Annotated in this window: 24 protein-coding genes and 3 tRNA genes; 10 read left to right on the forward strand and 17 right to left on the reverse strand. The window is 44.6% G+C overall.

The window, feature by feature from the left end; all coding sequences use genetic code 11:
* Nucleotides 1-42 precede the first annotated feature (42 nt).
* The 8 genes from nadC to yacG all read left to right on the forward strand — a co-directional run bounded on the left by nadC (nt 43) and on the right by yacG (nt 7,243).
* Nucleotides 43-930, forward strand: a complete 888-nt coding sequence (gene nadC, locus R7E47_RS19055; protein ID WP_054576329.1) for a carboxylating nicotinate-nucleotide diphosphorylase — start codon at nt 43-45, stop codon at nt 928-930.
* Between the two features lie 261 nt (nt 931-1,191).
* The gene (locus tag R7E47_RS19060; protein WP_203346929.1) at nt 1,192-1,629 is read left to right on the forward strand and encodes a pilin; all 438 of its coding nucleotides are present in this window, start codon (nt 1,192-1,194) and stop codon (nt 1,627-1,629) included.
* 11 nt (nt 1,630-1,640) lie between these two features.
* Nucleotides 1,641-3,326 carry a type IV-A pilus assembly ATPase PilB gene (gene pilB / locus R7E47_RS19065; RefSeq protein ID WP_318084963.1) on the forward strand — a complete coding sequence of 562 codons (1,686 nt, stop codon included), beginning with the start codon at nt 1,641-1,643 and terminating at the stop codon, nt 3,324-3,326.
* 23 nt (nt 3,327-3,349) lie between these two features.
* A complete protein-coding gene (locus R7E47_RS19070) occupies nt 3,350-4,573 on the forward strand; it encodes a type II secretion system F family protein (RefSeq protein WP_318084964.1) in 1,224 nt (407 codons plus the stop codon).
* A gap of 64 nt (nt 4,574-4,637) precedes the next feature.
* Nucleotides 4,638-5,507, forward strand: coding sequence for a prepilin peptidase (locus R7E47_RS19075; RefSeq protein WP_017635919.1), 870 nt, complete (start codon nt 4,638-4,640; stop codon nt 5,505-5,507).
* On the forward strand, nt 5,508-6,122 hold the full coding sequence (coaE, locus tag R7E47_RS19080; RefSeq protein ID WP_318084966.1) for a dephospho-CoA kinase: 615 nt from the start codon (nt 5,508-5,510) through the stop codon (nt 6,120-6,122).
* 27 nt (nt 6,123-6,149) lie between these two features.
* The gene (gene zapD / locus R7E47_RS19085) at nt 6,150-6,890 is read left to right on the forward strand and encodes a cell division protein ZapD (RefSeq protein ID WP_005373086.1); all 741 of its coding nucleotides are present in this window, start codon (nt 6,150-6,152) and stop codon (nt 6,888-6,890) included.
* A gap of 158 nt (nt 6,891-7,048) precedes the next feature.
* On the forward strand, nt 7,049-7,243 hold the full coding sequence (gene yacG, locus R7E47_RS19090) for a DNA gyrase inhibitor YacG (protein ID WP_017635922.1): 195 nt from the start codon (nt 7,049-7,051) through the stop codon (nt 7,241-7,243).
* Nucleotides 7,244-7,726: 483 nt separating this feature from the next.
* On the opposite strand, the gene rplS is transcribed toward yacG, so the two are convergent.
* The 5 genes from rplS to ffh form a co-directional block, all read right to left on the reverse strand.
* Entirely contained in the window at nt 7,727-8,080 is a 354-nt protein-coding gene (gene rplS / locus R7E47_RS19095) for a 50S ribosomal protein L19 (protein ID WP_005379971.1), read from the reverse strand.
* Between the two features lie 41 nt (nt 8,081-8,121).
* Nucleotides 8,122-8,883, reverse strand: a complete 762-nt coding sequence (gene trmD / locus R7E47_RS19100; RefSeq protein ID WP_318084969.1) for a tRNA (guanosine(37)-N1)-methyltransferase TrmD — start codon at nt 8,881-8,883, stop codon at nt 8,122-8,124.
* A gap of 27 nt (nt 8,884-8,910) precedes the next feature.
* On the reverse strand, nt 8,911-9,459 hold the full coding sequence (gene rimM, locus R7E47_RS19105; RefSeq protein ID WP_005379964.1) for a ribosome maturation factor RimM: 549 nt from the start codon (nt 9,457-9,459) through the stop codon (nt 8,911-8,913).
* A 29-nt stretch (nt 9,460-9,488) separates the two neighbouring features.
* Nucleotides 9,489-9,737 (reverse strand): 30S ribosomal protein S16, encoded by a 249-nt coding sequence (gene rpsP, locus R7E47_RS19110; protein ID WP_005379962.1) that lies wholly within the window; start codon nt 9,735-9,737, stop codon nt 9,489-9,491.
* A gap of 209 nt (nt 9,738-9,946) precedes the next feature.
* Nucleotides 9,947-11,329: a signal recognition particle protein gene (gene ffh, locus R7E47_RS19115; protein WP_005385423.1), complete on the reverse strand. Its 1,383-nt coding sequence runs from the start codon at nt 11,327-11,329 to the stop codon at nt 9,947-9,949.
* Between the two features lie 224 nt (nt 11,330-11,553).
* On the opposite strand from ffh, the gene R7E47_RS19120 reads away from it, so the two are divergent.
* Both R7E47_RS19120 and R7E47_RS19125 read left to right on the forward strand, forming a co-directional pair.
* Nucleotides 11,554-12,348 (forward strand): inner membrane protein YpjD, encoded by a 795-nt coding sequence (locus R7E47_RS19120; RefSeq protein WP_005379950.1) that lies wholly within the window; start codon nt 11,554-11,556, stop codon nt 12,346-12,348.
* A gap of 124 nt (nt 12,349-12,472) precedes the next feature.
* Entirely contained in the window at nt 12,473-13,753 is a 1,281-nt protein-coding gene (locus R7E47_RS19125) for an HlyC/CorC family transporter (RefSeq protein ID WP_005379948.1), read from the forward strand.
* Nucleotides 13,754-13,821: 68 nt separating this feature from the next.
* Here R7E47_RS19125 and luxS read toward each other — a convergent pair whose 3' ends face one another.
* The 12 genes from luxS to R7E47_RS19185 form a co-directional block, all read right to left on the reverse strand.
* Nucleotides 13,822-14,340, reverse strand: coding sequence for an S-ribosylhomocysteine lyase (luxS, locus tag R7E47_RS19130; protein WP_017820391.1), 519 nt, complete (start codon nt 14,338-14,340; stop codon nt 13,822-13,824).
* A gap of 84 nt (nt 14,341-14,424) precedes the next feature.
* On the reverse strand, nt 14,425-15,030 hold the full coding sequence (locus R7E47_RS19135; protein ID WP_005379943.1) for a hypothetical protein: 606 nt from the start codon (nt 15,028-15,030) through the stop codon (nt 14,425-14,427).
* Between the two features lie 23 nt (nt 15,031-15,053).
* Nucleotides 15,054-16,622 (reverse strand): glutamate--cysteine ligase, encoded by a 1,569-nt coding sequence (gene gshA, locus R7E47_RS19140; protein WP_005385430.1) that lies wholly within the window; start codon nt 16,620-16,622, stop codon nt 15,054-15,056.
* A 156-nt stretch (nt 16,623-16,778) separates the two neighbouring features.
* Entirely contained in the window at nt 16,779-19,622 is a 2,844-nt protein-coding gene (locus R7E47_RS19145) for a pitrilysin family protein (RefSeq protein WP_318084971.1), read from the reverse strand.
* A 9-nt stretch (nt 19,623-19,631) separates the two neighbouring features.
* Nucleotides 19,632-20,093 carry a YqaA family protein gene (locus tag R7E47_RS19150; protein WP_005379938.1) on the reverse strand — a complete coding sequence of 154 codons (462 nt, stop codon included), beginning with the start codon at nt 20,091-20,093 and terminating at the stop codon, nt 19,632-19,634.
* A complete protein-coding gene (locus tag R7E47_RS19155) occupies nt 20,087-21,037 on the reverse strand; it encodes an NADP-dependent oxidoreductase (RefSeq protein ID WP_005385434.1) in 951 nt (316 codons plus the stop codon). The genes R7E47_RS19150 and R7E47_RS19155 overlap by 7 nt, the downstream gene beginning before the upstream one ends.
* A 123-nt stretch (nt 21,038-21,160) precedes the next feature.
* Nucleotides 21,161-22,291 carry a sodium ion-translocating decarboxylase subunit beta gene (locus R7E47_RS19160; RefSeq protein ID WP_005379935.1) on the reverse strand — a complete coding sequence of 377 codons (1,131 nt, stop codon included), beginning with the start codon at nt 22,289-22,291 and terminating at the stop codon, nt 21,161-21,163.
* A 9-nt stretch (nt 22,292-22,300) separates the two neighbouring features.
* A complete protein-coding gene (gene oadA, locus R7E47_RS19165) occupies nt 22,301-24,085 on the reverse strand; it encodes a sodium-extruding oxaloacetate decarboxylase subunit alpha (RefSeq protein WP_170897441.1) in 1,785 nt (594 codons plus the stop codon).
* Nucleotides 24,086-24,116: 31 nt separating this feature from the next.
* Nucleotides 24,117-24,374, reverse strand: coding sequence for an oxaloacetate decarboxylase subunit gamma (locus R7E47_RS19170; protein ID WP_005379932.1), 258 nt, complete (start codon nt 24,372-24,374; stop codon nt 24,117-24,119).
* 553 nt (nt 24,375-24,927) lie between these two features.
* Nucleotides 24,928-25,004: transfer RNA gene (locus tag R7E47_RS19175), tRNA-Arg, on the reverse strand.
* A 52-nt stretch (nt 25,005-25,056) separates the two neighbouring features.
* Nucleotides 25,057-25,133, reverse strand: a tRNA-Arg gene (locus R7E47_RS19180).
* A 52-nt stretch (nt 25,134-25,185) separates the two neighbouring features.
* Nucleotides 25,186-25,262, reverse strand: a tRNA-Arg gene (locus tag R7E47_RS19185).
* Between the last annotated feature and the right edge of the window lie 4 nt (nt 25,263-25,266).

Raw genomic sequence — 25,266 nt, forward strand, 5'->3', positions numbered from 1 at the left:
AGTATCATTCGTTGCCATCTCCCTTTCAAGACAAGATTTGCGATGAAGAACACACACAACATTCAAGAACGCCTAGAATACCTTAAACAACAACTCCCTTTAGAGATCACTCGCTCTGTCGCTGATACCTTAAAAGAAGATCTAGGTGGCAGTGTCGACGCAGATAATGACATTACTGCATCTTTGATCCCTGCCGATGCGGTCAATACCGCAACGATTATTACTCGTGAGTATGGTGTGTTCTGTGGTCAAGCATGGGCTGATGAAGTTTTTAAACAGCTCGGTGGCAAGGTCAGTATTGAATGGCACGTAAAGGACGGCGATAAAGTCGAGCCTAACCAAACCCTTTGCACGCTGACAGGCCCTGCTCGTGACTTGTTGACTGGTGAGCGTAACGCAATGAACTTCATCCAAACGCTGTCTGGCTGCGCAACAGTTACCGCAGAGTACGCTGAAAAAATCGCGCATACTGAGTGTCGTCTACTAGATACACGTAAAACCATTCCAGGTCTGCGTAGCGCACTAAAATACGCCGTGACGTGTGGTGGTGGCTTTAATCACCGCATCGGCGTGTTCGATGCTTACCTCATTAAAGAGAACCACATTATTGCTTGTGGTGGCATCACTCAAGCCATCCAAAAAGCGAAAGAGCTTAACCCAGGCAAACCGGTAGAAGTAGAAACGGAAAGCTTAGAAGAGTTGAAACAAGCGATAGAGGCTGGTGCCGACATCATCATGCTCGATAACTTCACAAAAGAAATGATGCGTGAAGCCGTAGCGATTAACGCAGGTCGTGCCGCTTTAGAAAACTCCGGCAACATTACGCTAGAGACCATCGCAGAATACGCAGAAACCGGTGTCGATTACATTTCGGTAGGCGCGTTGACTAAGCATCTAAAAGCGATGGATCTTTCGATGCGCTTCAAATAATAAAAGCAACACAATCTAAATTACTTCAACCAACTCAGTGAGTTGTGAGTAATTCATCATTTAAAAGGGCCAATTGGCCCTTTCTTTTTATCCACTAAAAAATAGTACTACTCGCAAAACTCTGCATGCGATATGCAACTTTTCACCAAAGAGTTTTATCTCACTCGAGAGCCCATCCCTTCCCCATTTTCAACCCACCTTAACTCTCCATAATCTTTCGCCAATGCAAGAGCATTATTAATTTTTAGGAAAGGGTTAAAAATGAAAAACAGTAAACAGAAAAAACAACAGGGTTTTACTCTGATTGAGTTAATGATTGTGGTGGCGGTAATTGGTGTTTTAGCTGCAATTGCAGTTCCACAATACCAAAAATATGTAGCTAAAAGTGAGGCAGCGTCTGCACTAGCATCCATCACTGGGCATAGAATAAATGTTGAAACTTATGTTGTTGAAAATGGCTCATTTCCAACAGCAGCCCAGCTACCAGTTCCGACTTCTCCACTTGGTGTAATTAGCTATACAGCTTCAGCTTCAGGAGCAAGTACGTCGTCAGGTGCAATAAAATTCACATTTAATAGCACCGGTGTAAGTCCAGACGTTATCAGTAAAGACGTTACTCTAGGGCGTGATGGAACAGGTCAATGGAACTGTACCTCTGGCATTACTGCTACAGGTGTAAAGCCTAAAGCATGCTCCTAAGAAGTTAAGCAGTGCTAACTAACCTCTCCACGGTTCTTCGCCAAAAAGGGTTACTGACTTTTTCCCAAGAAGAATCGTTAATAGAGCAAGTCAAAGCTTCTGGCATTTCGATGCCAGAGGCTTTGCTCAATTCTGGCTTTTTTCAATCTCATGAATTAACGGAGCACCTAAGCTCTGTTTTCGGGCTTTCTTGCGCTTCTCTCAATCAATACGAATACGCTTCGTTATGCCAAACACTAGGTTTGCGAGATTTGATCACTCGGCACAACGCTCTGCCGCTTAATCGCACCTCATCAACTTTGATTCTCGCGGTTGCCGATCCAACCAATCTTCAAGCCGAAGACGACTTTCGTTTTGCAACAGGCTTGCAAGTCGAACTTGTTCTGGCTGATTTTCGCGAACTGACCGCTGCGATTCGGCGCTTATATGGTCGTTCATTGAGTCATGAGAAGTCCGGGTTAAAAGAGATCAACCAAGAAGAGTTAGCCAATCTGGTTGACGTGGGCGCAGATGAAATCGACAACATTGAAGACTTGAGCCAAGACGAGTCGCCCGTCAGCCGTTACATAAACCAAATTCTGCTGGACGCTGTGCGCAAAGGCGCATCCGATATCCACTTTGAACCTTATGAAAAGATGTACCGCGTGCGCCTACGCTGTGATGGCATCTTAATTGAAACACAGCAGCCACCAAGCCACTTAAGTCGCCGCTTATCTGCTCGTATCAAAATCCTCTCTAAACTTGATATTGCAGAGCGACGTTTACCACAAGATGGGCGTATTAAGCTCAAGTTGAATCAAGACACCGCAATTGATATGCGTGTATCCACGCTGCCTACTCTATTTGGAGAGAAAATTGTACTACGACTGCTCGACAGCAGCTCTGCATCATTGGATATCGACAAGCTTGGTTATAGCGAACAACAAAAACAATTGTACTTGGATGCGCTGCGTCGCCCACAAGGCATGATTCTGATGACAGGCCCAACCGGGAGCGGAAAAACCGTATCTCTGTACACTGGGCTGAGTATCCTCAATAAGCCAGAAATCAACATTTCCACGGCAGAAGACCCAGTAGAAATTAACTTATCGGGCATTAACCAAGTTCAAGTTCAGCCTAAGATTGGTTTTGGTTTTGCCGAAGCACTGCGCTCTTTCTTGCGTCAAGACCCCGATGTGGTAATGGTCGGTGAGATTCGTGACTTAGACACTGCGGAAATAGCCATAAAAGCATCGCAAACCGGTCACTTAGTACTTTCAACCTTACATACCAATTCTGCGGCTGAAACGGTTATTCGTTTATCAAACATGGGCGTAGAAAGCTTTAACTTGGCCTCATCTCTTAGTTTGATTATTGCCCAGCGCTTAGCCCGTAAACTGTGCTCGCACTGCAAACAATCACAAGAGCTTACCGTTCAGCTACAACATCTCGGAATTCAAGCAAGCGACAACATTTTTAAAGCCAATCCCGATGGATGCAATGAGTGTACCCATGGTTATTCCGGCCGAACGGGGATTTATGAAGTGATGCGCTTTGATGAATTTCTTTCCGAAGCGCTTATTAAAGGTGCCTCGGTACATGAACTAGAAAAACTCGCCATCGCAAATGGTATGAGCACGTTACAAATGTCGGGCATAGAAAAACTCAAACAAGGGATCACAAGTTTTAGTGAACTACAGCGCGTACTTTATTTTTAATCCTTTAATCAGCAGTCACATCCATGAAAAGCACTACACCACAACTTAAAAACTTCCGCTGGAAAGGCATCAACAGTTCAGGCAAAAAGACGTCTGGACAAACCCTCGCGATGACGGAAATTGAAGTACGCGAGCGTCTAGACGCACAGCACATCAAGATCAAGAAGTTAAAGAAAAGCAGTATTTCGTTTCTCACTAAACTCAGCCATCGCGTGAAAGGCAGAGACATCACGGTGTTTACCCGCCAAATTTCGACGATGTTGATAACCGGTGTGCCCTTGGTTCAGGCTTTAAAATTGGTATCAGAGAATCACAAAAAAGCAGAGATGAAATCCATTTTGATGAGCGTGACACGCGCCGTTGAAGCGGGGACGCCCATGTCAAAAGCCATGCGCACTGCAAGTGAACACTTTGACCCACTCTATACTGATCTTATCGCCACAGGTGAGCAATCCGGTAACTTAGCAGAAGTGTTCGAGCGCTTAGCCACCTACCGAGAAAAAAATGAACAACTCCGTGCGAAATTGATCAAAGCACTGATTTACCCAGCGATGGTAGTGCTCGTAGCGTTAGGCGTGTCGTTTATCATGCTCACCAAAGTCATTCCCGAGTTCGAAAAAATGTTTGTTGGTTTTGGTGCTGACTTACCTTGGTTTACCAGGCAAGTGTTAGATCTTTCCGCCTGGACACAAAACTGGAGTCCGTTTATCGCACTAGGCTCCATTAGTTTATTCACCTCGGCGAGAATCCTCTCTAAGCGTTCAGATTCTTTTCGCTTAATGCTCAACCGCTCTGTGCTTAAATTTCCTGTTCTGGGCCCTGTATTATCAAAAGCCGCTATCGCCAAATTTAGTCGAACATTCGCCACAAGCTTTACAGCGGGTATTCCAATTCTAACCAGTTTAAAAACCACATCAAAAACCTCAGGAAACTTACACTATCAACTCGCCATAGAAGAAGTTTACCGTGATACCGCCGCAGGTATGCCAATGTATGTAGCCATGCGCAACTGTAATGTGTTCCCTGAATTGGTGTTACAAATGGTTATGATCGGTGAAGAGTCTGGTCGACTTGACGACATGCTCAATAAAGTTGCAACGATCTACGAGTTTGAAGTCGATAACACCGTCGACAACCTTAGTAAAATTCTAGAGCCACTAATTATCGTTTTTTTAGGTATCGTTGTTGGCGGATTAGTGACAGCAATGTACTTGCCAATATTTAACTTAATGAGTGTATTGGGCTAGAATGGGCTGTTAACTCCTTTAAAACAGCATCTTGCTGATTTCACTCATCGCTCAAGAGACAAATATGGAAGTATTCCAGTACTACCCTTGGCTATTCGTTGTATTTGCCACCATCTTCGGTCTGATCGTGGGTAGCTTCCTCAATGTGGTTATTTATCGACTACCTAAAATCATGGAACTAGAATGGCGACGCGAATGTGCCGAGTCATTTCCTGAATACAAAATAGAACCTCCTAAAGAAGTGCTGACCTTGAGCGTTCCACGCTCCTCCTGCCAGAAATGCGCAACACCGATACGTATTCGCGACAACATTCCTGTGATTAGCTGGCTGCTTTTAAAAGGCAAATGTCACAACTGTCAGGCAACCATTAGTGCACGCTATCCACTGATTGAACTGCTCACCGCGTTCTGTTCAGGCTTTATCGCTTATTACTTTGGTTTTAGTTACTTTACCGTTGCCCTACTCTTTTTTACTTTTATCTTAATCGCCGCAACATTTATCGATCTCGATACTATGTTGTTACCTGACCAATTAACATTACCATTAACTTGGGCTGGCATTGCCTTAGCATTAGTCGAAATAAGTCCTGTTACTCTACAAGATTCTGTCATTGGTGCTATTGCTGGTTACCTATGTCTCTGGTCCGTTTACTGGGGCTTTAAGCTACTTACTGGTAAAGAAGGAATGGGGTATGGTGATTTTAAACTACTGGCGGCACTAGGAGCTTGGCTAGGTTGGCAGTCACTGCCGATGATCATTCTACTTTCTTCTGTGGTTGGCATCGTATTTGGCATCATTCAACTACGCTTGCAAAAGCAGGGAATTGAAAAAGCTTTCCCTTTCGGTCCTTACTTAGCAATTGCTGGTTGGATAAGCTTAATTTGGGGCGACCAGATTTTAAACTGGTACTTTACTTCAGTTCTAGGAGTGTAAATGGCTTTGGTTATTGGTTTAACAGGCGGTATCGCTAGTGGAAAAACAACCGTCGCGAATCTGTTCAAACAACAATTTAAAATCGATATCGTCGATGCCGACATTGTAGCAAGAGAAGTTGTCGAGCCAGGTACTCCCGGCCTAAACGCGATTATTGAACACTTTGGTCACGATATCGTTCGTGAAGACCAAACTTTAGATCGCGCAAAGCTGAGAGAAAAAATCTTTTCGAATTCAGATGAAAAAGCATGGCTTAACGCACTGTTGCACCCGATAATTCGTGAAAAGATGATCGAAGATTTGCAGCAAGTCACTTCAGAGTATGCGTTACTTGTGGTGCCGTTGCTCGTAGAAAACAAGCTAGATAGTTTGTGTGATCGCGTTCTTGTCGTCGATGTAGAACGGAATACACAGATATCTCGCACGATGAAACGAGACAATGTGAGTGAAGATCAAGTTCGCGCCATCCTTGCCTCTCAAGCATCAAGAGAGCAAAGGCTCGCGCTTGCAGACGATGTGGTTAAGAATAATCCAAGTGACCCTGATCTTTTGCTTCAAATCACAGATTTGCACGAAAAGTACCTAGCCATGTGTAAGAAAAATCTGCGAAAATAGGAACGAAACTCACAAAGGCTTATGTCGATGACCACGCACAAATTTGAACATCCGTTAAATGAGAAAACTCGTATTTATCTAAGAGTGGAGTCTCTGCTGCGTCAGGCTCACTTGGCCTCTGGGTTTAGCGAAAATCATCAGTATCAACTGTTTTTCCGTGCGTTATTCGATATGGTTGAGATCTTCGAACAAATCCAACTGAAAAGTGAACTGGCTAAAGATCTTGAGAAGCAACGGCTGTCGTACCGCCATTGGCTAAATGTTGATGGTGTCGATCAAGACGCATTAAATACCTTGCTACAAGAGATAGATGTCGTTCATAGCCAACTAATGGGTGCTGAACGTTTTGGCCAAGCATTAAAAGAAGATCGCTTCTTAAGCTCTATCCGCCAACGCTTTAATCTACCGGGTGGTTCATGCTGTTTTGATCTGCCAGCATTACACTACTGGCTTCATCTACCTATTGAACGTAAAAAGCGTGATGCACAACAGTGGCAAGCAAGCTTAAAGCCCTTATCTGATGCGCTTTCGTTATGGTTAAAGCTCACTAGAGAGACCGGACATTTCAAAGCTCAAATCGGTCGTGCAGGTTTCTTCCAAAGCGACGCTGATGAAGCCAACATTCTAAGACTTCACATCCCAATGGAATATGGCGTTTATCCTATGATTTCAGGTCATAAAAATCGCTTTGCGATCAAGTTCATGTCGTTTGAAAACGGTCAAGCGTGCACACAAGATATTGAATTTGAACTTGCTGTGTGCAGCTAAGACGACACTACGCCTCGCCTCCATAATCTAAAATTCAACGCTTTATTGCGCTTATATTTGATAAAATTTCGTAGCAGCAATAGCGCGTTGAATAAGCCATCTTTAATTCGTTTAGGTATACTACCCTTTAACACCAATTAGTAATGGGACGCTCAACTATGTCTAAAGTTACCATCGTTCAATGCCCACAATGTGGCGCCGACGTAGAATGGGGAGAACAAAGTCCTCATCGCCCTTTCTGCAGTAAACAATGCCAAATGATTGACTTTGGTGAATGGGCAGATGAAGAAAACACCATCCCAGGCGCACCCGATATGTCCGATAGTGATGGCTGGTCTGAAGACCAGTATTAAATTGAGACCTAGGGTAAAGGAATACCCTAGGTTCCTTCTTGGGGAATCTGAATCACGCTCCTTCGTCGCTGTCCAGAATGACGAATTTTAACCACGGTACTCTATAATCTTTGACCATCATTTCCTGTCATTCCGAGGAGCCATAACGGCATCAGGAATCTACTCATAGCAAGGATGAAGCTAACAACTTAAACAATTTTATGCTCGACTAGTAGATTCTGAATCACGCTCCTTCGTCGCTGTCCAGAATGACGAATTTTAACCACGGTACTCTGTAATCTTTGACCATCATTTCCTGTCATTCCGAGGAGCCATAGCGACATCAGGAATCTATTCACAACAAGACAGAGGCGTGGAGTGTACGTCAGTGCATGAGCATCGACAGTGCAGGTCGGGTGAAAAGAAACGAGCAAGCTAATTACACAAATAAAAAAACGGAGCCCTAAAAGGACTCCGTTTAAGATGAGAACGCTAGTTATAGCATTACTTCTTAGCAAGTTTCTCTTTGATACGAGCAGACTTACCAGAACGCTCACGTAGGTAGTACAACTTGGCACGACGTACTGCACCACGGCGTTTAACTTCGATGCTATCAACGATTGGAGAGTGTGTTTGGAACGTACGCTCAACACCTTCACCGTTAGAGATCTTACGTACAGTGAAAGCAGAGTGTAGACCACGGTTACGGATTGCGATTACAACGCCTTCGAAAGCCTGTAGACGCTCACGGTCACCTTCTTTTACCTTAACTTGAACTACAACAGTGTCACCTGGTGCAAATTTAGGTAGGTCTGATTTCATTTGCTCTTCTTCAAGAGCTTTGATGATGTTACTCATTTTTTAAATTCCTAGAATAAACTGATACTAAATAAATTAGGTTACTTTGCGTTATGTCCTTTAATGGCTTTATGCTCATTAACAAACTCAGCAAGTAATTGTTCCTGTTCGTCAGTCAGAGCTAGGTTTTCCAGGAGCTCTGGTCTTCTTAGCCAAGTACGGCCCAACGACTGCTTGAGTCGCCATTGACGAATGTCCTTGTGATTGCCTGACATCAGTACCGCTGGTACCTCTTTGTCATCCAATACTTCTGGACGCGTATAGTGAGGGCAATCTAACAAGCCATTTGCAAAAGAGTCTTCTTCTGCTGACGCGAAATCCCCTAGTACACCCGGAACAAACCGAGAGACAGCGTCGATTAACGTCATGGCTGGTATCTCACCACCCGTCATCACAAAATCACCAATCGACCATTCTTCGTCGACTTCAGATTGAATGATGCGCTCATCTACCCCTTCATAACGACCACAAATCAGAAGCAAGTTCTCATTCGTTGCCAGTTCTTCCACTCCTTTCTGGTCGAGCTTGCGACCTTGAGGAGAAAGGTAGATGACTTTCGTCTTGCCCGGTGAGGCTGCTTTCGCGGTATAAATGGCATCGCGCAAAGGCTGAACCATCATTAACATACCAGGGCCACCACCGTAAGGTCGGTCATCGACTGTGCGATGTTTGTCGTGAGTGAAATCTCTAGGATTCCAAGTCTCAATCGACAAAAGACCTTTTTTAACCGCTTGACCTGTTACTCCAAAATCAGTAACAGAACGGAACATTTCTGGAAAAAGGCTAATAACGCCAACCCACATGTTTATCTCGCTCTGTAATTTTGGAGATTAGAATCCAGGATCCCAGTCAACTTCGATCCGTTGAGCTTCGCGATCAACATTAATGATCACTTGCTCTTCAAGGAACGGGATTAATCGTTCCTTCTGCCCGAAAGCATCTTTAAGATTTGCTTTAACAACCAGAACATCGTTTGAGCCAGTTTCTAGCATGTCAGTAACGACACCTAGATCGTAACCTTTAGTAGTTACAACTTGCATCCCAAACAATTCGCGCCAGTAGAACTCATCTTCTGACAATTCAGGAAGTACCGCAGGGTCAATAGCAATTTCAAAGTTCGTCATTAGATGCGCGTCTTCACGAACATCCATGCCTTCCAGCTTAGCCACCATACCTTTGTTATGGCGCTTCCAGCTTTCTACTTTGTACTCAACCCACTTGCCCTTTTGGTTAATGTACCAAGGGCTGTAATCGAAAATGCTTTCAGCATTGTCTGTGTAGGAAAAAACTTTAAGCCAACCACGAATGCCGTAAGTAGCACCAAACTTGCCTACAACAATCTTTTCGTTGCTCATTGTTTCTTTACCTTTCATCGACATAAACTAGTTTCTACTTTTCAAGTAAAAAATTAAGCCGCTTTTTGAGCGTCTTTAACTAGCTTAGCAACACGGTCAGATACTGACGCGCCTTGACCAACCCAGTGGTTAACGCGGTCTAGGTCTAGACGTAGACCTTCTTCTTGACCTTTAGCAGTTGGGTTGAAGAAACCAACTTTCTCGATGAAACGGCCAGTTGCAGCGTTGCGGCTGTCCGCTACTACGATTTGATAAAATGGACGCTTTTTAGCGCCGTGACGTGCCAAACGAATGGTTACCATGTCGTCCTCTTTGCTTTCTCAAAAATAAAATTAACCCCAAAAACCATTCAAGAAATTAAACAGTTTGGGGTCTCGTGCCAAAATAAAGCTCCGGAATTTTACTCTTCTCCCGGAGCAATGCAAGGAGTTTAGTTACTTTTTCACCAACATAAATTGAATTTAAAGTTTGTGACGTACCTAACACCCTGAATCTATGCGTGATCGATTAATTAACGACCAAATGGGTTGAAGCCACCGCCACCACCCATGCCGCCCATCATGCCTTGCATGTTGCGCATCATGCCTTTCATGCCACCTTTTTGCATCTTTTTCATCATTTTCTGCATTTGGGTGAACTGTTTTAGTAAGCGGTTTACATCTTGAACCTGCACACCAGAACCAGCCGCGATACGCTTCTTGCGCGAGCCCTTGATAATTTCTGGGCGTTGACGTTCTTTCATTGTCATGGAGCTGATGATCGCTTCCATCTGTTTGAACATCTTGTCATCGACTTTATCTTTCACATTGTCTGGTAGCTGGGACATTCCTGGAAGCTTATCCATCATCCCCATCATGCCGCCCATGTTTTGCATCTGGCCTAGCTGTTCACGGAAATCTTCAAGGTCGAAACCTTTCTTCTCTTTGAACTTCTTCGCTAACTTTTCTGCCTTTTCTTGGTCAACGTTGCGTTGTAGGTCTTCAATCAAAGACAGAACGTCACCCATGCCAAGAATACGTGAAGCAACACGATCTGGGTGGAACGGTTCTAGCGCGTCAGTTTTTTCACCGACACCCAAGAATTTGATTGGTTTGCCCGTGACATGGCGTACTGAAAGTGCCGCACCACCACGAGCATCACCATCAACCTTAGTTAGAACTACACCGGTAAGAGGTAGCGCATCGCCAAAGGCTTTTGCTGTATTTGCTGCGTCTTGACCCGTCATGGCGTCAACAACAAATAGCGTTTCTACTGGGTTGATAGCTGCGTGAAGATCTTTGATCTCCCCCATCATCTCTTCATCAATTGCCAAACGACCTGCGGTATCGACAATAAGTACGTCGTAGAATTTTTTCTTCGCATGGTCAATCGCTGCATTGGCGATATCAATAGGCTTTTGGTCTGGTGATGATGGGAAGAAGTCAACACCGATGTCTGATGCCAGTGTTTCAAGCTGCTTGATTGCCGCAGGACGGTAAACGTCGGCAGACACAACCAAAACTTTCTTCTTGTCACGTTCTTTTAGAAGCTTAGATAACTTACCTACCGATGTGGTTTTACCCGCACCTTGTAGACCTGCCATAAGAAGCACAGCAGGTGGTTGAGCGGCAAGGTTTAGCGCCTCATTCGACTCACCCATTACGGCTTCAAGTTCTGTTTGAACGATCTTGATAAATTCCTGACCTGGAGTCAGAGATTTAGAAACTTCTACGCCCACCGCTTTTTCTTTAACGCGGTTCACAAATTCACGAACGACCGGAAGCGCAACGTCAGCTTCAAGTAGAGCCATTCGGACTTCACGTAGGGTTTCTTTAATGTTGTCTTCGGTCAGACGACCTTTACCACTGATATTTTTCAGCGTTTTGGATAATCGATCCGTTAAATTCTCAAACATCTTTGTCTCTTCGCTAAAATGGCGATTAATTAGTGTGAGTATACATTAGCCAAGGTCTGAGTCATACCCGTACCGCTGTCCTATTCTTGTCTCTATTTATATATGGTGCGGTAACTTATTAATTTCAATATCTCATCTCTCACGATTGATGTCGGATATAACGTAGCCCCAAAGTGTAATGCAAGGTATAATTTCTCCATCGTGCACAATAATATTTAGGATTCATGGATAGCTTAATAGCCATCGCGGCCGCCATACTTTATGTCTTGGCGATTGCGACCATCATACCCGGACTCTCACAACAGTCAGGAATCAAAGCAAAAACAGTGTTTGCTAGTGCTGCCTGTGCGCTTGTTTTTCATGCGTGGATTTTGAGTGATCTGATTTTTGATGGTTCAGGTCAAAACCTGAGTATTCTCAACGTGGCTTCTTTGATCAGTTTTATTATTTCTCTGGTCATGAGCCTTGCTATGTTGAAAAACCGACTGTGGTTTTTATTGCCTGTCGTTTATAGCTTTGCTGCCATCAATTTATCTGCTGCCACATTTTTGCCAAGCACGTTTATAAAGCACCTAGAGAATGACCCTAAGCTACTCATTCATATTTCATTTGCGCTCTTCTCATACGCGACTTTAACTATCGGGGCACTCTATGCGCTTCAGTTGGCTTGGCTGGATCACAAACTGAAAGCAAAAAAATCTTTGGCGATTAACCCAAACCTGCCGCCTCTATTAATGGTGGAGCGTCAACTCTTCAAAATTATTTTGATCGGTAACTTATTGTTAACTGCCACGCTCATTACTGGCTTTGTCTTTGTGCAGGATATGTTTGCCCAAGGTAAGGCACATAAGGGCATTCTTTCTTTCATCGCTTGGGTGGTGTACTCAATACTGCTTTGGGGTCACTATCAAAAAGGCTGGCGTGGTAGAAAAGTCACATGGTTCGCTGTTGCAGGAGCAACACTGTTAACTCTGGCATATTTTGGCAGTCGCTTTGTAAAAGAAATCATCTTGAATTAAGGAGCTCTAGGGCTCCTATCCTTTATATTTTAGGCTAGATAAAATACAGTACGCCTTAACTCTTTGACTTAACGGACTTACTCAACCGTTATATAACCCAATACTTACAAGGAACAGCAACGTTTTGGACGACATCTCTACGGGTATCTTGTTTGCGCTACTCGCGTGTCTTATCGTCATATCAGGTTACTTTTCCGGTTCAGAAACAGGGATGATGTCTCTGAATCGTTATCGCTTAAAACACTTAGCCAAAAACGGGCATAAGGGTGCTAAGCGAGTCGAAAGACTATTAGACCGTCCAGATCGTTTGATTGGTCTTATTCTTATTGGCAACAACCTCGTTAATATTCTCGCGTCCGCGATCGCGACCATTATTGGTATGCGTTTGTATGGTGATTTAGGTGTCGCTATCGCAACCGGTGCACTAACTATGGTTGTATTGGTTTTTGCCGAGGTTACCCCTAAAACAATTGCAGCGCTTTACCCTGAACGTGTGTCCTACGCGAGCAGTATATTATTGACCATACTGATGAAGTTACTGTCGCCTTTAGTGATGCTTGTTAACTTTATTACGAATGGCTTTATCCGCTTACTTGGTGTAAGAGCGGATCACTCAGCAGAAGATCATCTTAGCTCCGATGAGCTGCGTACGGTGGTAAATGAAGCTGGCGGTTTGATCCCTCGCCGACACCAAGACATGCTAGTGTCTATTTTAGATCTTGAGCACGTCACCGTGAACGACATTATGGTCCCACGCAATGAAATTACCGGTATTGATATTAACGACGACTGGAAATCCATTGTTCGCCAGCTAACACACTCACCACATGGACGCATAGTTTTCTATCGTGACCAAATTGATGAAGTGGTTGGCATGCTGCGCTTGCGTGAAGCTTATCGTCTGATGTTGGAAAAGAACGAATTCAACAAAGAAACGCTATTACGTGCTGCTGATGAGGTCTATTACATCCCAGAAGGCACACCACTGAACGTGCAAATGTTAAAATTCCAACGTAACAAGCAACGTATCGGTCTGATCGTGGATGAGTACGGTGATATCATCGGTCTAATCACTCTTGAAGATATTCTGGAAGAGATCATTGGTGAGTTCACGACGTCCATTTCTCCAAGCCTCTCTGATGAAATCAGTCCTCAAGGTGACGGAAGCTTTCTTATTGAAGGCAGCACCAATATCCGAGATATCAACAAAGGCCTGAAATGGGATTTACCAACGGATGGCCCAAGAACGTTAAACGGTCTTATTTTGGAGCACCTGGAAGATATTCCAGAGAGCCATTTAAGCGTGAGAGTGGCTGGTCATCCAATGGAGCTTGTTGAGATTGAAGAAAACCGCATCAAGCTCGTTCGTGTTTATCCGAAGAAGAAAAAATCGACATCCAAATAAACAAAAGAAAAGCCTGACTCATGTCAGGCTTTTTTACTTATTGGGGCAATATGCTTCTTAATGAGCACCTAGTCGATGCGCAACTCTTTTAACATCGACTCAGGCAAAGCAAGTTCATCATTTTTGTTCACCGAAACACCAGCATCCAAAATGTTCTTTGCGATCTGTTGTGCTTCTTTTAAAGAGTGCATTGCTGCCGTGCCGCATTGGTATTCGTTAAGTTCAGGGATCTTATTCTGACTTTCTACCTTCAGCACGTCTTCCATTGCTGCAATCCAAGCATCTGCGACTTGCTGCTCTGATGGTGTGCCAATCAGACTCATGTAAAAACCTGTGCGGCAACCCATAGGCGAAATATCGATGATCTCAACAGAATCACCGTTTAGGTGATTACGCATAAAGCCTGCATAAAGGTGCTCTAGGGTGTGAATACCTTTTTCAGAAAGAATGTCTTTGTTTGGCGCAGTAAAGCGTAAGTCGAAAACAGTAATCGTATCCCCTTTTGGGGTCTGCATGGTTTTCGCCACTCGCACTGCCGGTGCATTCATACGAGTGTGGTCCACGGTAAAACTATCGAGTAAAGGCATTACATCTCTCCTGATTGTAACTCCAGTACCTTTCGGTAATGGATAAATGTCATTCATCCCTACAGCACATGAACTGACTGTGGGCTAAAAGAACCAGCTGCTGTTGTCTTCTAATTCCTGACGACATTGCTTCAGCTGCCAGCCATAAGTTTTCGCTGTTTGTTCAACACGTCGAGCGACTTTGATTAAACTAGGCTTTCGATTATAAGTACCTCGCTTATACCCACCTCGCCCTTCATGATAAGCCAGATACTGGTTATAGGGATCCCATAATGAAATCCCTAGCTGACGCCGTGTTTCATGAGTATACCAACCGACAAACATCATAGAATCATCGAAGTTGGTACGAGAGCCACCCTGACCTGTGGCATCTTGGAAGTCTTCCCAAGCAGGGTCTTGAGCTTGAGCGTAACCATACGCACTGCTGACTCGTCCCCAAGGAATAAACCCTAGCAAATAATCTTTAGGTGGTTTTGCATCGTGCCGAAAGCTGCTTTCTTGTTTAATGATGGCCATAGCGACATGAATAGGGGTCCCCCATTCATCTTCCATATCTTTGGCATCATCGTACCAACCGGATTTCTCTCGGAATATCTCGCATAAGTTATTCTGCTGCTTTGGCGGTGCCGTAGCACAACCTGCAAGTAACACGCTTCCAAGTACCGCTACTACTGACGACTTAATGTTCAACCGCACCAATCCTTAGTTAGTCATTACTGCTTCAGGTAAGCAAAGTAATCTTCCAAAAAATCATCAAAAGAAAGCGTGTCACTCTGCTCTGCTTGCTTTTGTTTTTCCACGGACGACGCTACTTCCGTTTCCATCGTATCTTGTGAATAGTACTGATAACCGTGAGCTAGGTTTTCATCACGGTACTTCATACCAAGAGTACAACCAACTTTACCTAGCCCACCCAGCTCTTTCGTTAGCTCTAATAGTTGACCAGAGATCGTTAGTTCTGGGTTATCAATCCATGTCTCGAGTTGATTACACACATCTTGGTATGCACTGCCACCAGCGGTCATATCCATTTGCTGTGCTATTTGACGTAACTCGACGAAAACTCGGTGTGCCCAATCTTGTAGAGATAGACGCTCACCTTGGCAACCAATTTGCAGCATTAGACCTTTTTCACGGCCAGAAACAATGACTTTATTCCAGTTATCGCGCCAACACTCTAATTCACAGTTATCCATAGGGTCTGAGTCTGACAAGGCCGCCCAGGTAAGGAAGAGATCCAAGAATCGTACTTGCTCTTCATTTAAGCCCACTGCGCTGAATGGGTTAACATCTAGAGAACGAACTTCAATGTATTCGACACCACCGCGTCGTAACGCATCTGAAGGCTTCTCACCACTTTTCGATACACGTTTTGGACGAATCGGAGCGTACAGTTCATTCTCAATTTGTAAGATATTGGAATTAAGCTGGCGGTATTCACCATCCACTTTTACCCCAATTTTCGCAAACTCTTCTGATGGGTGGCGAATCGCATCACTCAAACCATCGAGGTATTGGTCAATGCTGTTAAAACCAATTTTCAGCACACTTTGAGCACTATTGGTATAGCCAAGATCGCTCAAACGCAAAGACGTCGACTTCGGCAAATATAATGTCCCGCCAATCTTCTCGAATGGCAGATCGGTTTCACGACCTTGAATAAAAGAGCCACATAACGCTGGTGATGCACCAAAGAAGTAGGGAATCATCCAGCCAAAGCGGTAGTAATTACGGATCAACGCAAAGTACGCATCAGACTTAGCATCTTGGCGGGCTTGTTCATCTTGCTCGCCATAGAGCGCATCCCAAAATGTTTCAGGAAACGAGAAGTTAAAATGGACACCTGAAATAATTTGCATCAGGCTGCCATAGCGACGCTTTAGGCCTTCTCGGTACAGCGTTTTCATTTTCGCTGCATTCGAAGAGCCATACTGGGCTAACTGAATATCATCCTCTGAGCCTACGTAGCAAGGCATTGATAGTGGCCACATTTTCTCTTCACCCATTTTGGTTTGAGTGAAATGATGGATATCTTTCAGCTGTGCCATCAGTTCTGGAATTTCATGTGACACAGGCGTAATGAACTCTAACAATGATTCCGAAAAATCCGTTGTGATCCATTGATTTGTGAACGCAGAGCCTAACCCTTCAGGATGAGGAGTTGTAGCTAGATGTCCATCCTGACGATAGCGCAAAGTTTCTCGCTCAACACCGCGTCCAAACTGCTTAAATACTTCGGGGTTTGATGCAACTTTTTTTAGTCGCGCAGCAAAATCAGTCAAAATGAGGTTCGCTTATATTGGGAGCAGGACACTTGTTACATAACACAAGTGTAAGCTAAGTTATTGATAGTTAATGCATCTAGATAAATAACCCACGAAAAGTTGCTTATCTAGATGAATAGCGGAGAAACGTTTCTCCGCTATTAAATGTGTACTCTATCGAATGATTTCAAGCTCTTCTACGTCTTTCCCCAACTTTTCTAATTGAGGACGCAACGATTTAGCATCACCAACGACGATAATTTGATAGTCATTTGGATCAAACCATTTCTGAGCCAGCGCATTCAACGTCTGCTTATCGACTTTTTCTACGATAGCGTTTCTTTGCTGCAAGTAATCATGATCGAGGTTGTACTTAAGAATATCACTGATGAGCTCCGCTTTTTGTGTTGGCGTTTCATATTTCAGTGCATCTTTTTGACCGACCGCTTGACGCATAAATTTCATCTCTTCATCAGTAATACCTGACTGCGAGTATTCATTTAGCTCATTTTCCATCTCAATGATCGAAGCAACCGTTGCATCCGCTCGTACTTGCGCGGTGAAAACCACCGAGCCTGTTTCTGGATTACCAGAGAAATATCCGTAAGCACCGTATGTGTAACCCTTGTCTTCACGTAGATTTTGGTTAATGCGGCTATTGAAGTTCCCAGCTAAGTTGAAGTTTGCCAGTTGGCTTAGGTAAAAATCGCCCGTTGCGTCGTAAGGCATACCTTGACGAACCATCATGACCACACTTTGCGGCGCTCCTGGTTTATCAACAAGATGGATCTTTTGCTCACCCAATGCAGCAATGCTTTGCGGTGCATACAATGGCGCAGCTTCATCTTGCCAGTTTTTCCAGAACGTCAGTTGCTGCTCAATTTCCTGTTTATTGATGTCACCAACAACGACGATTTGCGCACTTTGTGGCGTGTAATGCTTCGAGTAGAATTCACGGACATCATCCAACGTTAATGCACTGACACCTGCTTGCGTGCCGTCTTTTGGTCGAGCAAAAACCGAATCCCCATAGAGCACCTGGCGACTAGCTTGTGACGCCATCCAACTTGGATTTTGGTGCTCATATACCAGGCCTTCTAGCGCTTGCATTTTTACACGCTCGAAATCATCTTGATTAAATGCAGGAGACAGCAACACCTCTTCGACAATTTTTAACGTTGGCTCTAAGTTCTTTTCTAGAGCAGAAACACTGATGTTTGTTGTATAACCTGTGGCATTAACAGAGATAACACTACCCAGTTTATCAAGCTCAGCTTGAATCTCTTCGACACTGCGTTTCGTTGTACCTTCTTGCAACATCGCAGCGGTCAATTGGGCAAGACCTTCTTTACCCTTTTCAACAAAACGTGTCCCGGCAGGTAGACTAAATTGCATCATCACCGTCGGCGTTTCATCGCTAACTGCACCAAGCAGCTCTGAGCCATTCTTGAAATGTAACTCGTACAGCTCTGGCATCGTCGCTTTCACTGGTTCTCCTACTGGCGGTTGCACTGAGCGATCGAAGTTATCGGTCGCACGACGATACGCCAATTGGTCATCGGAAATCTTCTCATATTCTGGCAGCGTCCGCTTTGGTGTCACAAAGGTCGCAGGTTTTACGACAAGGTCTGTTTTTCCTTTTGGGACCACGCTTAGGGTCACTTTGTTCTTACCTTGGATAAAGTCCGTATACGCTTTTTCTACCGAAGTCGGCGTAACTGCACGGATTTGTTCAAGCTGTTGCTCAAGACGATCAGGATCGCCGAAAAATGTCTCGTTGGAAGCCAACTGAGTCACTTTACCTTTAACGCTTTCTAGAGCAAAAATAGCATCCGCTTCCGCTTTACCCTTCAACTGCTCAAGGCGATCTTCTGTCACGCCTTTTTCCGCAAACTGATTCAGTGATTGTAAAAGCTCGTCGTACAGTTTTGATAGGTCGCCTTTGTCTCCAGAATCACCCATTGCGTAAACGTAAAAGTTACACGCCAGTTCAGCACAGTCATGGAATGAACCAGCATCGACCGCTTTTTGAGTCTTCACTAGGTCTTGATAGAGCACGCTGTTGGTACCGCCACCCAATACTTCCGATAATGTATCGAGAGACGCTTGGTTTTCTTCGCCGTTGTAGGTTGTTGGCCACGCGATCATCACCATAGGTTGTTGAATACGATCTTCTAGAGTGATGTATTTATCTTCTTGCAGTTTTGCAGGTTGTTTCGGCGCATTTTCAACCTCAGGACCACGAGGAATCGAACCGAAGTACTTATTTACCCACTCTAGAGTTTGTTCAACGTCTAAGTCACCACCGATCGTGATAGTCGCATTGTTTGGGCCATACCAACGCAAGAAAAACGCTTTGAGGTCGTTCACATCAACACGATCAAGATCTTCAACATAACCAATGGTTTGCCACGAATACGGATGACCTTCAGGATATAGCGCTTCGGACATGCGCTCCCAAATTAAGCCATAAGGACGATTATCGTAACGCTGAGCTCGCTCATTTTTTACAGTCGAACGCTGAATTTCAAATTTGCGTTGAGAAACCGCATCCAACAAAAAGCCCATACGGTCAGACTCTAACCACAGCATTTTCTCGAGCTGGTTAGCAGGGACAGTTTCAAAGTAGTTAGTACGATCGCGGTTTGTTGTACCATTTAACGTGCCGCCAGCCTCTGTGATGATTCTGAAGTGCTCTTGGTCACCAACGTTCTCTGAACCTTGGAACATCATGTGCTCAAAGAAATGCGCAAAACCAGACTTACCCACTTCTTCACGAGCTGAACCAACATGGTAAGTCACATCCACATGGACCAATGGGTCAGAATCTTCAGGAGCTAAGATCACCGTTAAACCATTATCGAGTTTATACTTTTGGTATGGAATCTTAACTTTGCCTTCTTCAGCTTTCGATGACTCAACGAAAGTTACCCCTTTCGGCAGTGATGAAACTGGCGTATTTGATGCACAGCCCGTGATCACCAACAGTGAACACGCGCCAACCCAAAACATCTTCATGTACTTTCCTTAAAATAATCCGAGATAGATGGCCGCAAGTAAGCTATACCTAGCAGCCTTTCCTAAAAATATTAAAATCACGCAAGGCAGAAACTTCATTCTTAGCCACCCTGCGGCTAAACACAGCGGGTCTCCTATTACAGGTAACCAGCTAAAAAATAATCCCCAATAGCCATACTTAGAGAGCCACTTTAATGCGGTATGACCGTGCTTTTCCTCTTGTGCTTTGTTGGGAATCCACAAGCCAAGCCAATAATTTGTTAAGCCACCAAGCGTATTACCGATAGTAGCGACCATAACAATTGAAGAAACGGAGTATTGATTTAATGAGAGAGTGGCAACTAAGCCCGCCTCAGAACCACCAGGCAACAACGTGGCACTGAGAAAACCGGTCATGAAAAGCACCCATAATGCTGAATCTGAAAACCAAAGCGCTAAACTTTCAAAACTCGTGTTAAATGCTTCTAGCATGTCATATCAAGCAACACCTTGCCTCTGGTTCTTCCTGATTCGACCTGCTGGTGAGCACCAATGACATCACTCATAGGATAAACCTGTTGAATTTCAGTCTTCAGTAAGCCAACGCCGACCATGTACAACAAGGTATCTAACTGCGCAGGGTCTGGTTCAACCAACATGCCACTAGCCTCAAAGCCTAGGAGTTTGGCTTTTTCACAAATCAGCTCAGCAGTTATGGTTGGAACGGTGATGACTCTCGCATTGTCTTTCAGGCATTTAAGCGCATCTAACGCAGCATCTCCGCCTACTAAATCAATCAAAACATCAACATCTTCAACACGTTCTGACACTGGTGCAAATTGATAGTTCACTGCATGAGCACCGAGCGTCGCAAGGTAGTCTAGATTTCGTTCACTGCAGGTGGTAAATACTTCCGCTTTCGTCGCGATCGCAATTTGTACCGCGAGGTGTCCAACACCACCGGCTCCAGCAAGGATAAGTACGCGATCGTTTTCAGTCACATTAGCCTTACTGAGAGCTTGTGCCGCAGTTTGTCCCGCCAACGGTAATGCAGCAGCTGCCTCCAAAGTGACAGAGCTAGGAACATGACTTAACTCTGTTTCTGGAACACATATGTATTGGCTGTAACCACCGCCTCGAACTGGGAAACCAATAAATCCAGCCACCTCATCACCTTCATTAAAACGTGATGCCCCCTCTCCACAAGACATCACTTTTCCTGAGATGTCGTAACCTGGCACCCAAGGTAAATTATCCTTATTCTGCGCTGCCGCCCAACCGAGCCCAGCTCGAGTTTTGACATCAATAGGATTTACGCCTGAAAAAGCGACTTTTACTAAGACTTCACCAGGCTGTGGTGATGGTGTAGAAGCATGTTGAATCGCGAGTACGTTGGCATCACCAAACTCAGTGATAACGATCTGTTTGTGTTCCATAAACCATTCCCTGCAAGAAAACAAAAAGGGATGCGAAAGCATCCCTTTGACTATAAACCATTTTGTTAACCTAAGTTAATCGTGATTTTGTAAATTGGTTGATCATTCCATTTTCAATAATGTCTAACCAACAAGTGCTAACAATATACCAGCCGCAACGGCTGAACCCAGCACACCAGCAACGTTTGGTCCCATCGCATGCATTAACAAAAAGTTTTGCGGGTTAGCTTGTAAACCAACTTTGTTTACGACTCGCGCGGCCATTGGTACCGCAGAAACGCCAGCCGCACCAATAAGTGGGTTGATGTCTTCTTTCGAGAACTTGTTAAGCAGTTTCGCCATCAGGACGCCCGCACCAGTACCGATACTAAATGCAACTGCGCCTAACCCCAAGATACCTAACGTTTCTAGGTTCAAGAACTGCTCAGCTTGCAGCTTAGAACCAACACCAAGACCTAAAAAGATAGTCACTATGTTGATCAATTCATTTTGAGCAGTTTTCGATAAACGATCGACCACACCAGCTTCACGCATCAAGTTACCCAAACAGAACATACCAACCAATGGCGTAGCTGAAGGTAAGAACAGAATCGTCATCAGTAATACAGCAAGCGGGAAGATGACTTTCTCCCATTTACCAACATGACGAAGCTGAGCCATCTTAATTTGACGTTCTTCCTTGGTTGTCAGTGCTTTCATGATTGGTGGCTGGATGATCGGCACCAATGCCATATAGCTGTATGCCGCGACTGCAATCGCACCTAGCAGATCTGGAGAGAGCTTACTCGCTAAGAAAATCGCTGTCGGCCCATCAGCACCACCGATGATCGCGATAGACGAAGCATCTGCCATGGAGAACTCCATGCCAGGTACATAGTTGAGCAAAATAGCGCCAAACAGTGTTGCAAAAATACCAAACTGCGCAGCCGCACCTAACCACAACGTTTTTGGGTTTGCGATCAAAGCACCAAAGTCGGTCATCGCGCCCACACCCATGAAGATCAATAGCGGGAACACACCCGATTCAATCCCAATGTAGTAAACGTAGTAGAGCAAGCCACCAGGCTCAGTAAAGCCAGCATTTGGAATATTCGCCAAAATAGCACCGAAACCAATCGGCAATAACAGTAAAGGTTCAAATCCTTTTTTAATTGCCAAAAACAGCAAAGTACAACCAACCAGCATCATACAGATTTGGCCGAACTCGAAGTTAGCGATCCCTGTTTCTGCCCAAAGGGTTAACAATCCGTCCATGATACTCCCTTACGCCAGGCTCAACAGAGGCGCACCTACTGTAACAGCATCGCCTTCTTTAACGTTCAGCTCTTGAACCACACCACCACGCGCCGCTCGTACTTCAGTTTCCATTTTCATCGCTTCAAGGATGAGCAATACATCGCCTTCAGCTACCTCAGCACCAGGCTGAACATTCACTTTGAAGATGTTACCTGCAAGAGGAGCAGGCACCGCTTCAGCTGAAGCATTAGAAGGTGTGCTAGGTGTAGCCGATTTTGCCGGTGCATTAGAAGGAGCAACAGATGTCAGTTCACCTTGAGGGCCAACTTCCACCTCATACACCTGCCCGTCAACACGTACACTATAAGTTTCTACACCACCAGTTGCTGGTTGAGCTGCAGGTACAGCAGGCTTCTCAGCTTCTAGCGTTGGTGCAGGCTCAAATGCTTCTGGGTTTTCACGATTCTTAAGGAATTTAAGCCCAACTTGAGGGAAAAGTGCATAAGTGAGTACGTCATCAACACGCTCACTTGCTAGCTTAATGCCTTCTGATTTCGCTTTCTCCATCAGATCAACCGTAAGCGTCTCCATTTCAGGCTCAAGTAAATCGGCAGGACGACAGGTAATTGGCTCTTTACCATCAAGCACTTTCGCTTGCAGTTCTGCATTTAACTCGGCTGGTGCTTGACCGTACTCACCTTTCAATAGACCTGCGGTTTCCTTGGTAATACTCTTATAGCGCTCGCCAGTAAGCACGTTAATCACCGCTTGAGTACCGACGATCTGTGAAGTTGGAGTCACCAATGGAATGAAACCAAGATCTTCACGTACACGAGGGATCTCTTCTAATACTTCATCAATGCGATCCGCAGCGCCCTGCTCTTTCAACTGGCCTTCCATATTGGTCAGCATACCACCAGGCACTTGAGCAATCAGGATGCGTGAATCGACTCCTTTTAACTGGCCTTCCCACTTCGCATACTTCTTACGTACCTCACGGAAATATGCGGCGATAGGTTCCAGTTGCTCGAGTTTCAAATTGGTATCTCGCTCGGTACCTTCTAGCATAGCGACTACCGTTTCAGTCGGTGTATGGCCGTAGGTACAACTCATTGAAGAAATCGCAGTATCGAGAATATCAATACCGGCTTCTACTGCTTTTACCGCCGTTGCTGTAGACAGCCCCGTTGTTGCATGACAATGAAGTGCCAATGGCACATCACAAGACGCTTTGATACGCGTGATAAGCTCTTCCGCTTCATAAGGCTTAAGTAAGCCAGACATATCTTTAATACACAGCGAGTGACAACCTAAATCCTCTAGGCGTTTTGCCAAGTCAACCCAAGTGTCTGCGTTATGCACTGGGCTCGTTGTGTAAGACAACGTACCTTGAGCATGCGCACCAACATCAACCGTTGCTTTAACGGCTTTCTGGAAGTTTCGCACGTCATTCATTGCATCAAAAATACGGAATACATCCATGCCGTTAGCATGCGCGCGTTCCACAAACTTCTCTACTACGTCGTCGGCATAATGGCGGTATCCTAAAAGGTTTTGACCACGCAGTAGCATTTGCATTGGTGTATTAGGCATCGCTTTTTTTAGTTCACGTAAACGCTCCCAAGGGTCTTCCCCTAAGAATCGAATACAAGAATCAAATGTTGCACCACCCCAAGTCTCTAGAGACCAGTAACCAACCTTATCCAACTCAGCTGCGATAGGCAGCATATCCTCAATACGCATACGCGTAGCAAATAGTGATTGATGGGCATCACGAAGGACCACATCAGTAATAGCTAGTGGTTTAGACATGCTCTTAAACTCCTTTTTAATCCTAGTTCGGCTACTTCGCGAATGAGGCGCGATGTTTATGAATCGCAGCCGAGATCGCCGCCACTACTTGTGGACTAACAGCTGAAGAGGTTGATTGAATATTAGTGTTTGTTTTTGGTGCTGCGATCGGCTCTGGTACTTCTTCTGGTACCAATTTCGACATTAACCGAACGAGATAAACAAGAATAGTGAGGAAAATAAATACGACCGCCATCCCCGTTAGCATCAGGGTGGCCGCATCTACTAGCAGGCTTCCTATATTAGTCATGTTGCTTCCTTTCTTTGTCATCCTGACAACGTGCAGGACTTTAATAGTGTCAAATCCCGACCCATGGATTATCTCGATTGGTTAAATTTTGTCAATTTTGTTTAAGGAAGGTTTGTAGTAATCCTGATAAATGATTATTTATTCACTACCCAGATCACAGTTCATGACAAAATAATCACTTCAAATCGCTATCACCTTACGAACAGAGTAAAGGAGGACATAAATAAAAACTGCGATTTAGATTTCAAAATCAAATCGGGACTCACGAAGTAAAAACCAACAAAAACAAAAAGATGAACAAAATTAACAATCAATAAACAAATAACAAACAAAGTGACTACATGAGAGTAATTGAAATGAAAAATGGAAGTCAGTGTATAGGAGGGATAATCAGGATGATTTCACACGATGCGACAGAAGCTTGATAGCAAATTGCTTAGATACGCACATATTCGCTTTTAAAAAAGAGGAACATAGGCTCTAGTGATCCTACGCCATATTCCAGATGTCTAGATACAAAAAAGCCTCGCAATTGCGAGGCTTTTTCAATAAGTGGCGCGTCCTGGAGGATTCGAACCTCCGACCGCCTGGTTCGTAGCCAGGTACTCTATCCAGCTGAGCTAAGGACGCGCAGTTTTCGATATCGACTTTCGTCAACATCAGGGCATTACCCTTTAATAAGTGGCGCGTCCTGGAGGATTCGAACCTCCGACCGCCTGGTTCGTAGCCAGGTACTCTATCCAGCTGAGCTAAGGACGCGCAGTTTTCGATATCGACTTTCGTCAACATCAGGGCATTACCCTTTAATAAGTGGCGCGTCCTGGAGGATTCGAACCTCCGACCGCCTGGTTCGTAGCCAGGTACTCTATCCAGCTGAGCTAAGGACGCGCAG

Source organism: Vibrio sp. Vb1026 (genome assembly GCF_033338745.1).
Classification (GTDB): Bacteria; Pseudomonadota; Gammaproteobacteria; order Enterobacterales; family Vibrionaceae; genus Vibrio; species Vibrio alginolyticus.

Bases quoted from the DNA above. Each gene is read 5' to 3' on its own strand.
- nadC (WP_054576329.1), top strand. From the start codon at position 43: ATGAAGAACACACACAACATTCAAGAACGCCTAGAATACCTTAAACAA.
- R7E47_RS19060 (WP_203346929.1), top strand. From the start codon at position 1,192: ATGAAAAACAGTAAACAGAAAAAACAACAGGGTTTTACTCTGATTGAG.
- R7E47_RS19070 (WP_318084964.1), top strand. From the start codon at position 3,350: ATGAAAAGCACTACACCACAACTTAAAAACTTCCGCTGGAAAGGCATC.
- R7E47_RS19075 (WP_017635919.1), top strand. From the start codon at position 4,638: ATGGAAGTATTCCAGTACTACCCTTGGCTATTCGTTGTATTTGCCACC.
- coaE (WP_318084966.1), top strand. From the start codon at position 5,508: ATGGCTTTGGTTATTGGTTTAACAGGCGGTATCGCTAGTGGAAAAACA.
- zapD (WP_005373086.1), top strand. From the start codon at position 6,150: ATGACCACGCACAAATTTGAACATCCGTTAAATGAGAAAACTCGTATT.
- yacG (WP_017635922.1), top strand. From the start codon at position 7,049: ATGTCTAAAGTTACCATCGTTCAATGCCCACAATGTGGCGCCGACGTA.
- rplS (WP_005379971.1), bottom strand. From the start codon at position 8,080: ATGAGTAACATCATCAAAGCTCTTGAAGAAGAGCAAATGAAATCAGAC.
- trmD (WP_318084969.1), bottom strand. From the start codon at position 8,883: ATGTGGGTTGGCGTTATTAGCCTTTTTCCAGAAATGTTCCGTTCTGTT.
- rimM (WP_005379964.1), bottom strand. From the start codon at position 9,459: ATGTCGATGAAAGGTAAAGAAACAATGAGCAACGAAAAGATTGTTGTA.
- rpsP (WP_005379962.1), bottom strand. From the start codon at position 9,737: ATGGTAACCATTCGTTTGGCACGTCACGGCGCTAAAAAGCGTCCATTT.
- ffh (WP_005385423.1), bottom strand. From the start codon at position 11,329: ATGTTTGAGAATTTAACGGATCGATTATCCAAAACGCTGAAAAATATC.
- R7E47_RS19120 (WP_005379950.1), top strand. From the start codon at position 11,554: ATGGATAGCTTAATAGCCATCGCGGCCGCCATACTTTATGTCTTGGCG.
- luxS (WP_017820391.1), bottom strand. From the start codon at position 14,340: ATGCCTTTACTCGATAGTTTTACCGTGGACCACACTCGTATGAATGCA.
- R7E47_RS19145 (WP_318084971.1), bottom strand. From the start codon at position 19,622: ATGAAGATGTTTTGGGTTGGCGCGTGTTCACTGTTGGTGATCACGGGC.
- R7E47_RS19150 (WP_005379938.1), bottom strand. From the start codon at position 20,093: ATGCTAGAAGCATTTAACACGAGTTTTGAAAGTTTAGCGCTTTGGTTT.
- R7E47_RS19155 (WP_005385434.1), bottom strand. From the start codon at position 21,037: ATGGAACACAAACAGATCGTTATCACTGAGTTTGGTGATGCCAACGTA.
- R7E47_RS19160 (WP_005379935.1), bottom strand. From the start codon at position 22,291: ATGGACGGATTGTTAACCCTTTGGGCAGAAACAGGGATCGCTAACTTC.
- oadA (WP_170897441.1), bottom strand. From the start codon at position 24,085: ATGTCTAAACCACTAGCTATTACTGATGTGGTCCTTCGTGATGCCCAT.
- R7E47_RS19170 (WP_005379932.1), bottom strand. From the start codon at position 24,374: ATGACTAATATAGGAAGCCTGCTAGTAGATGCGGCCACCCTGATGCTA.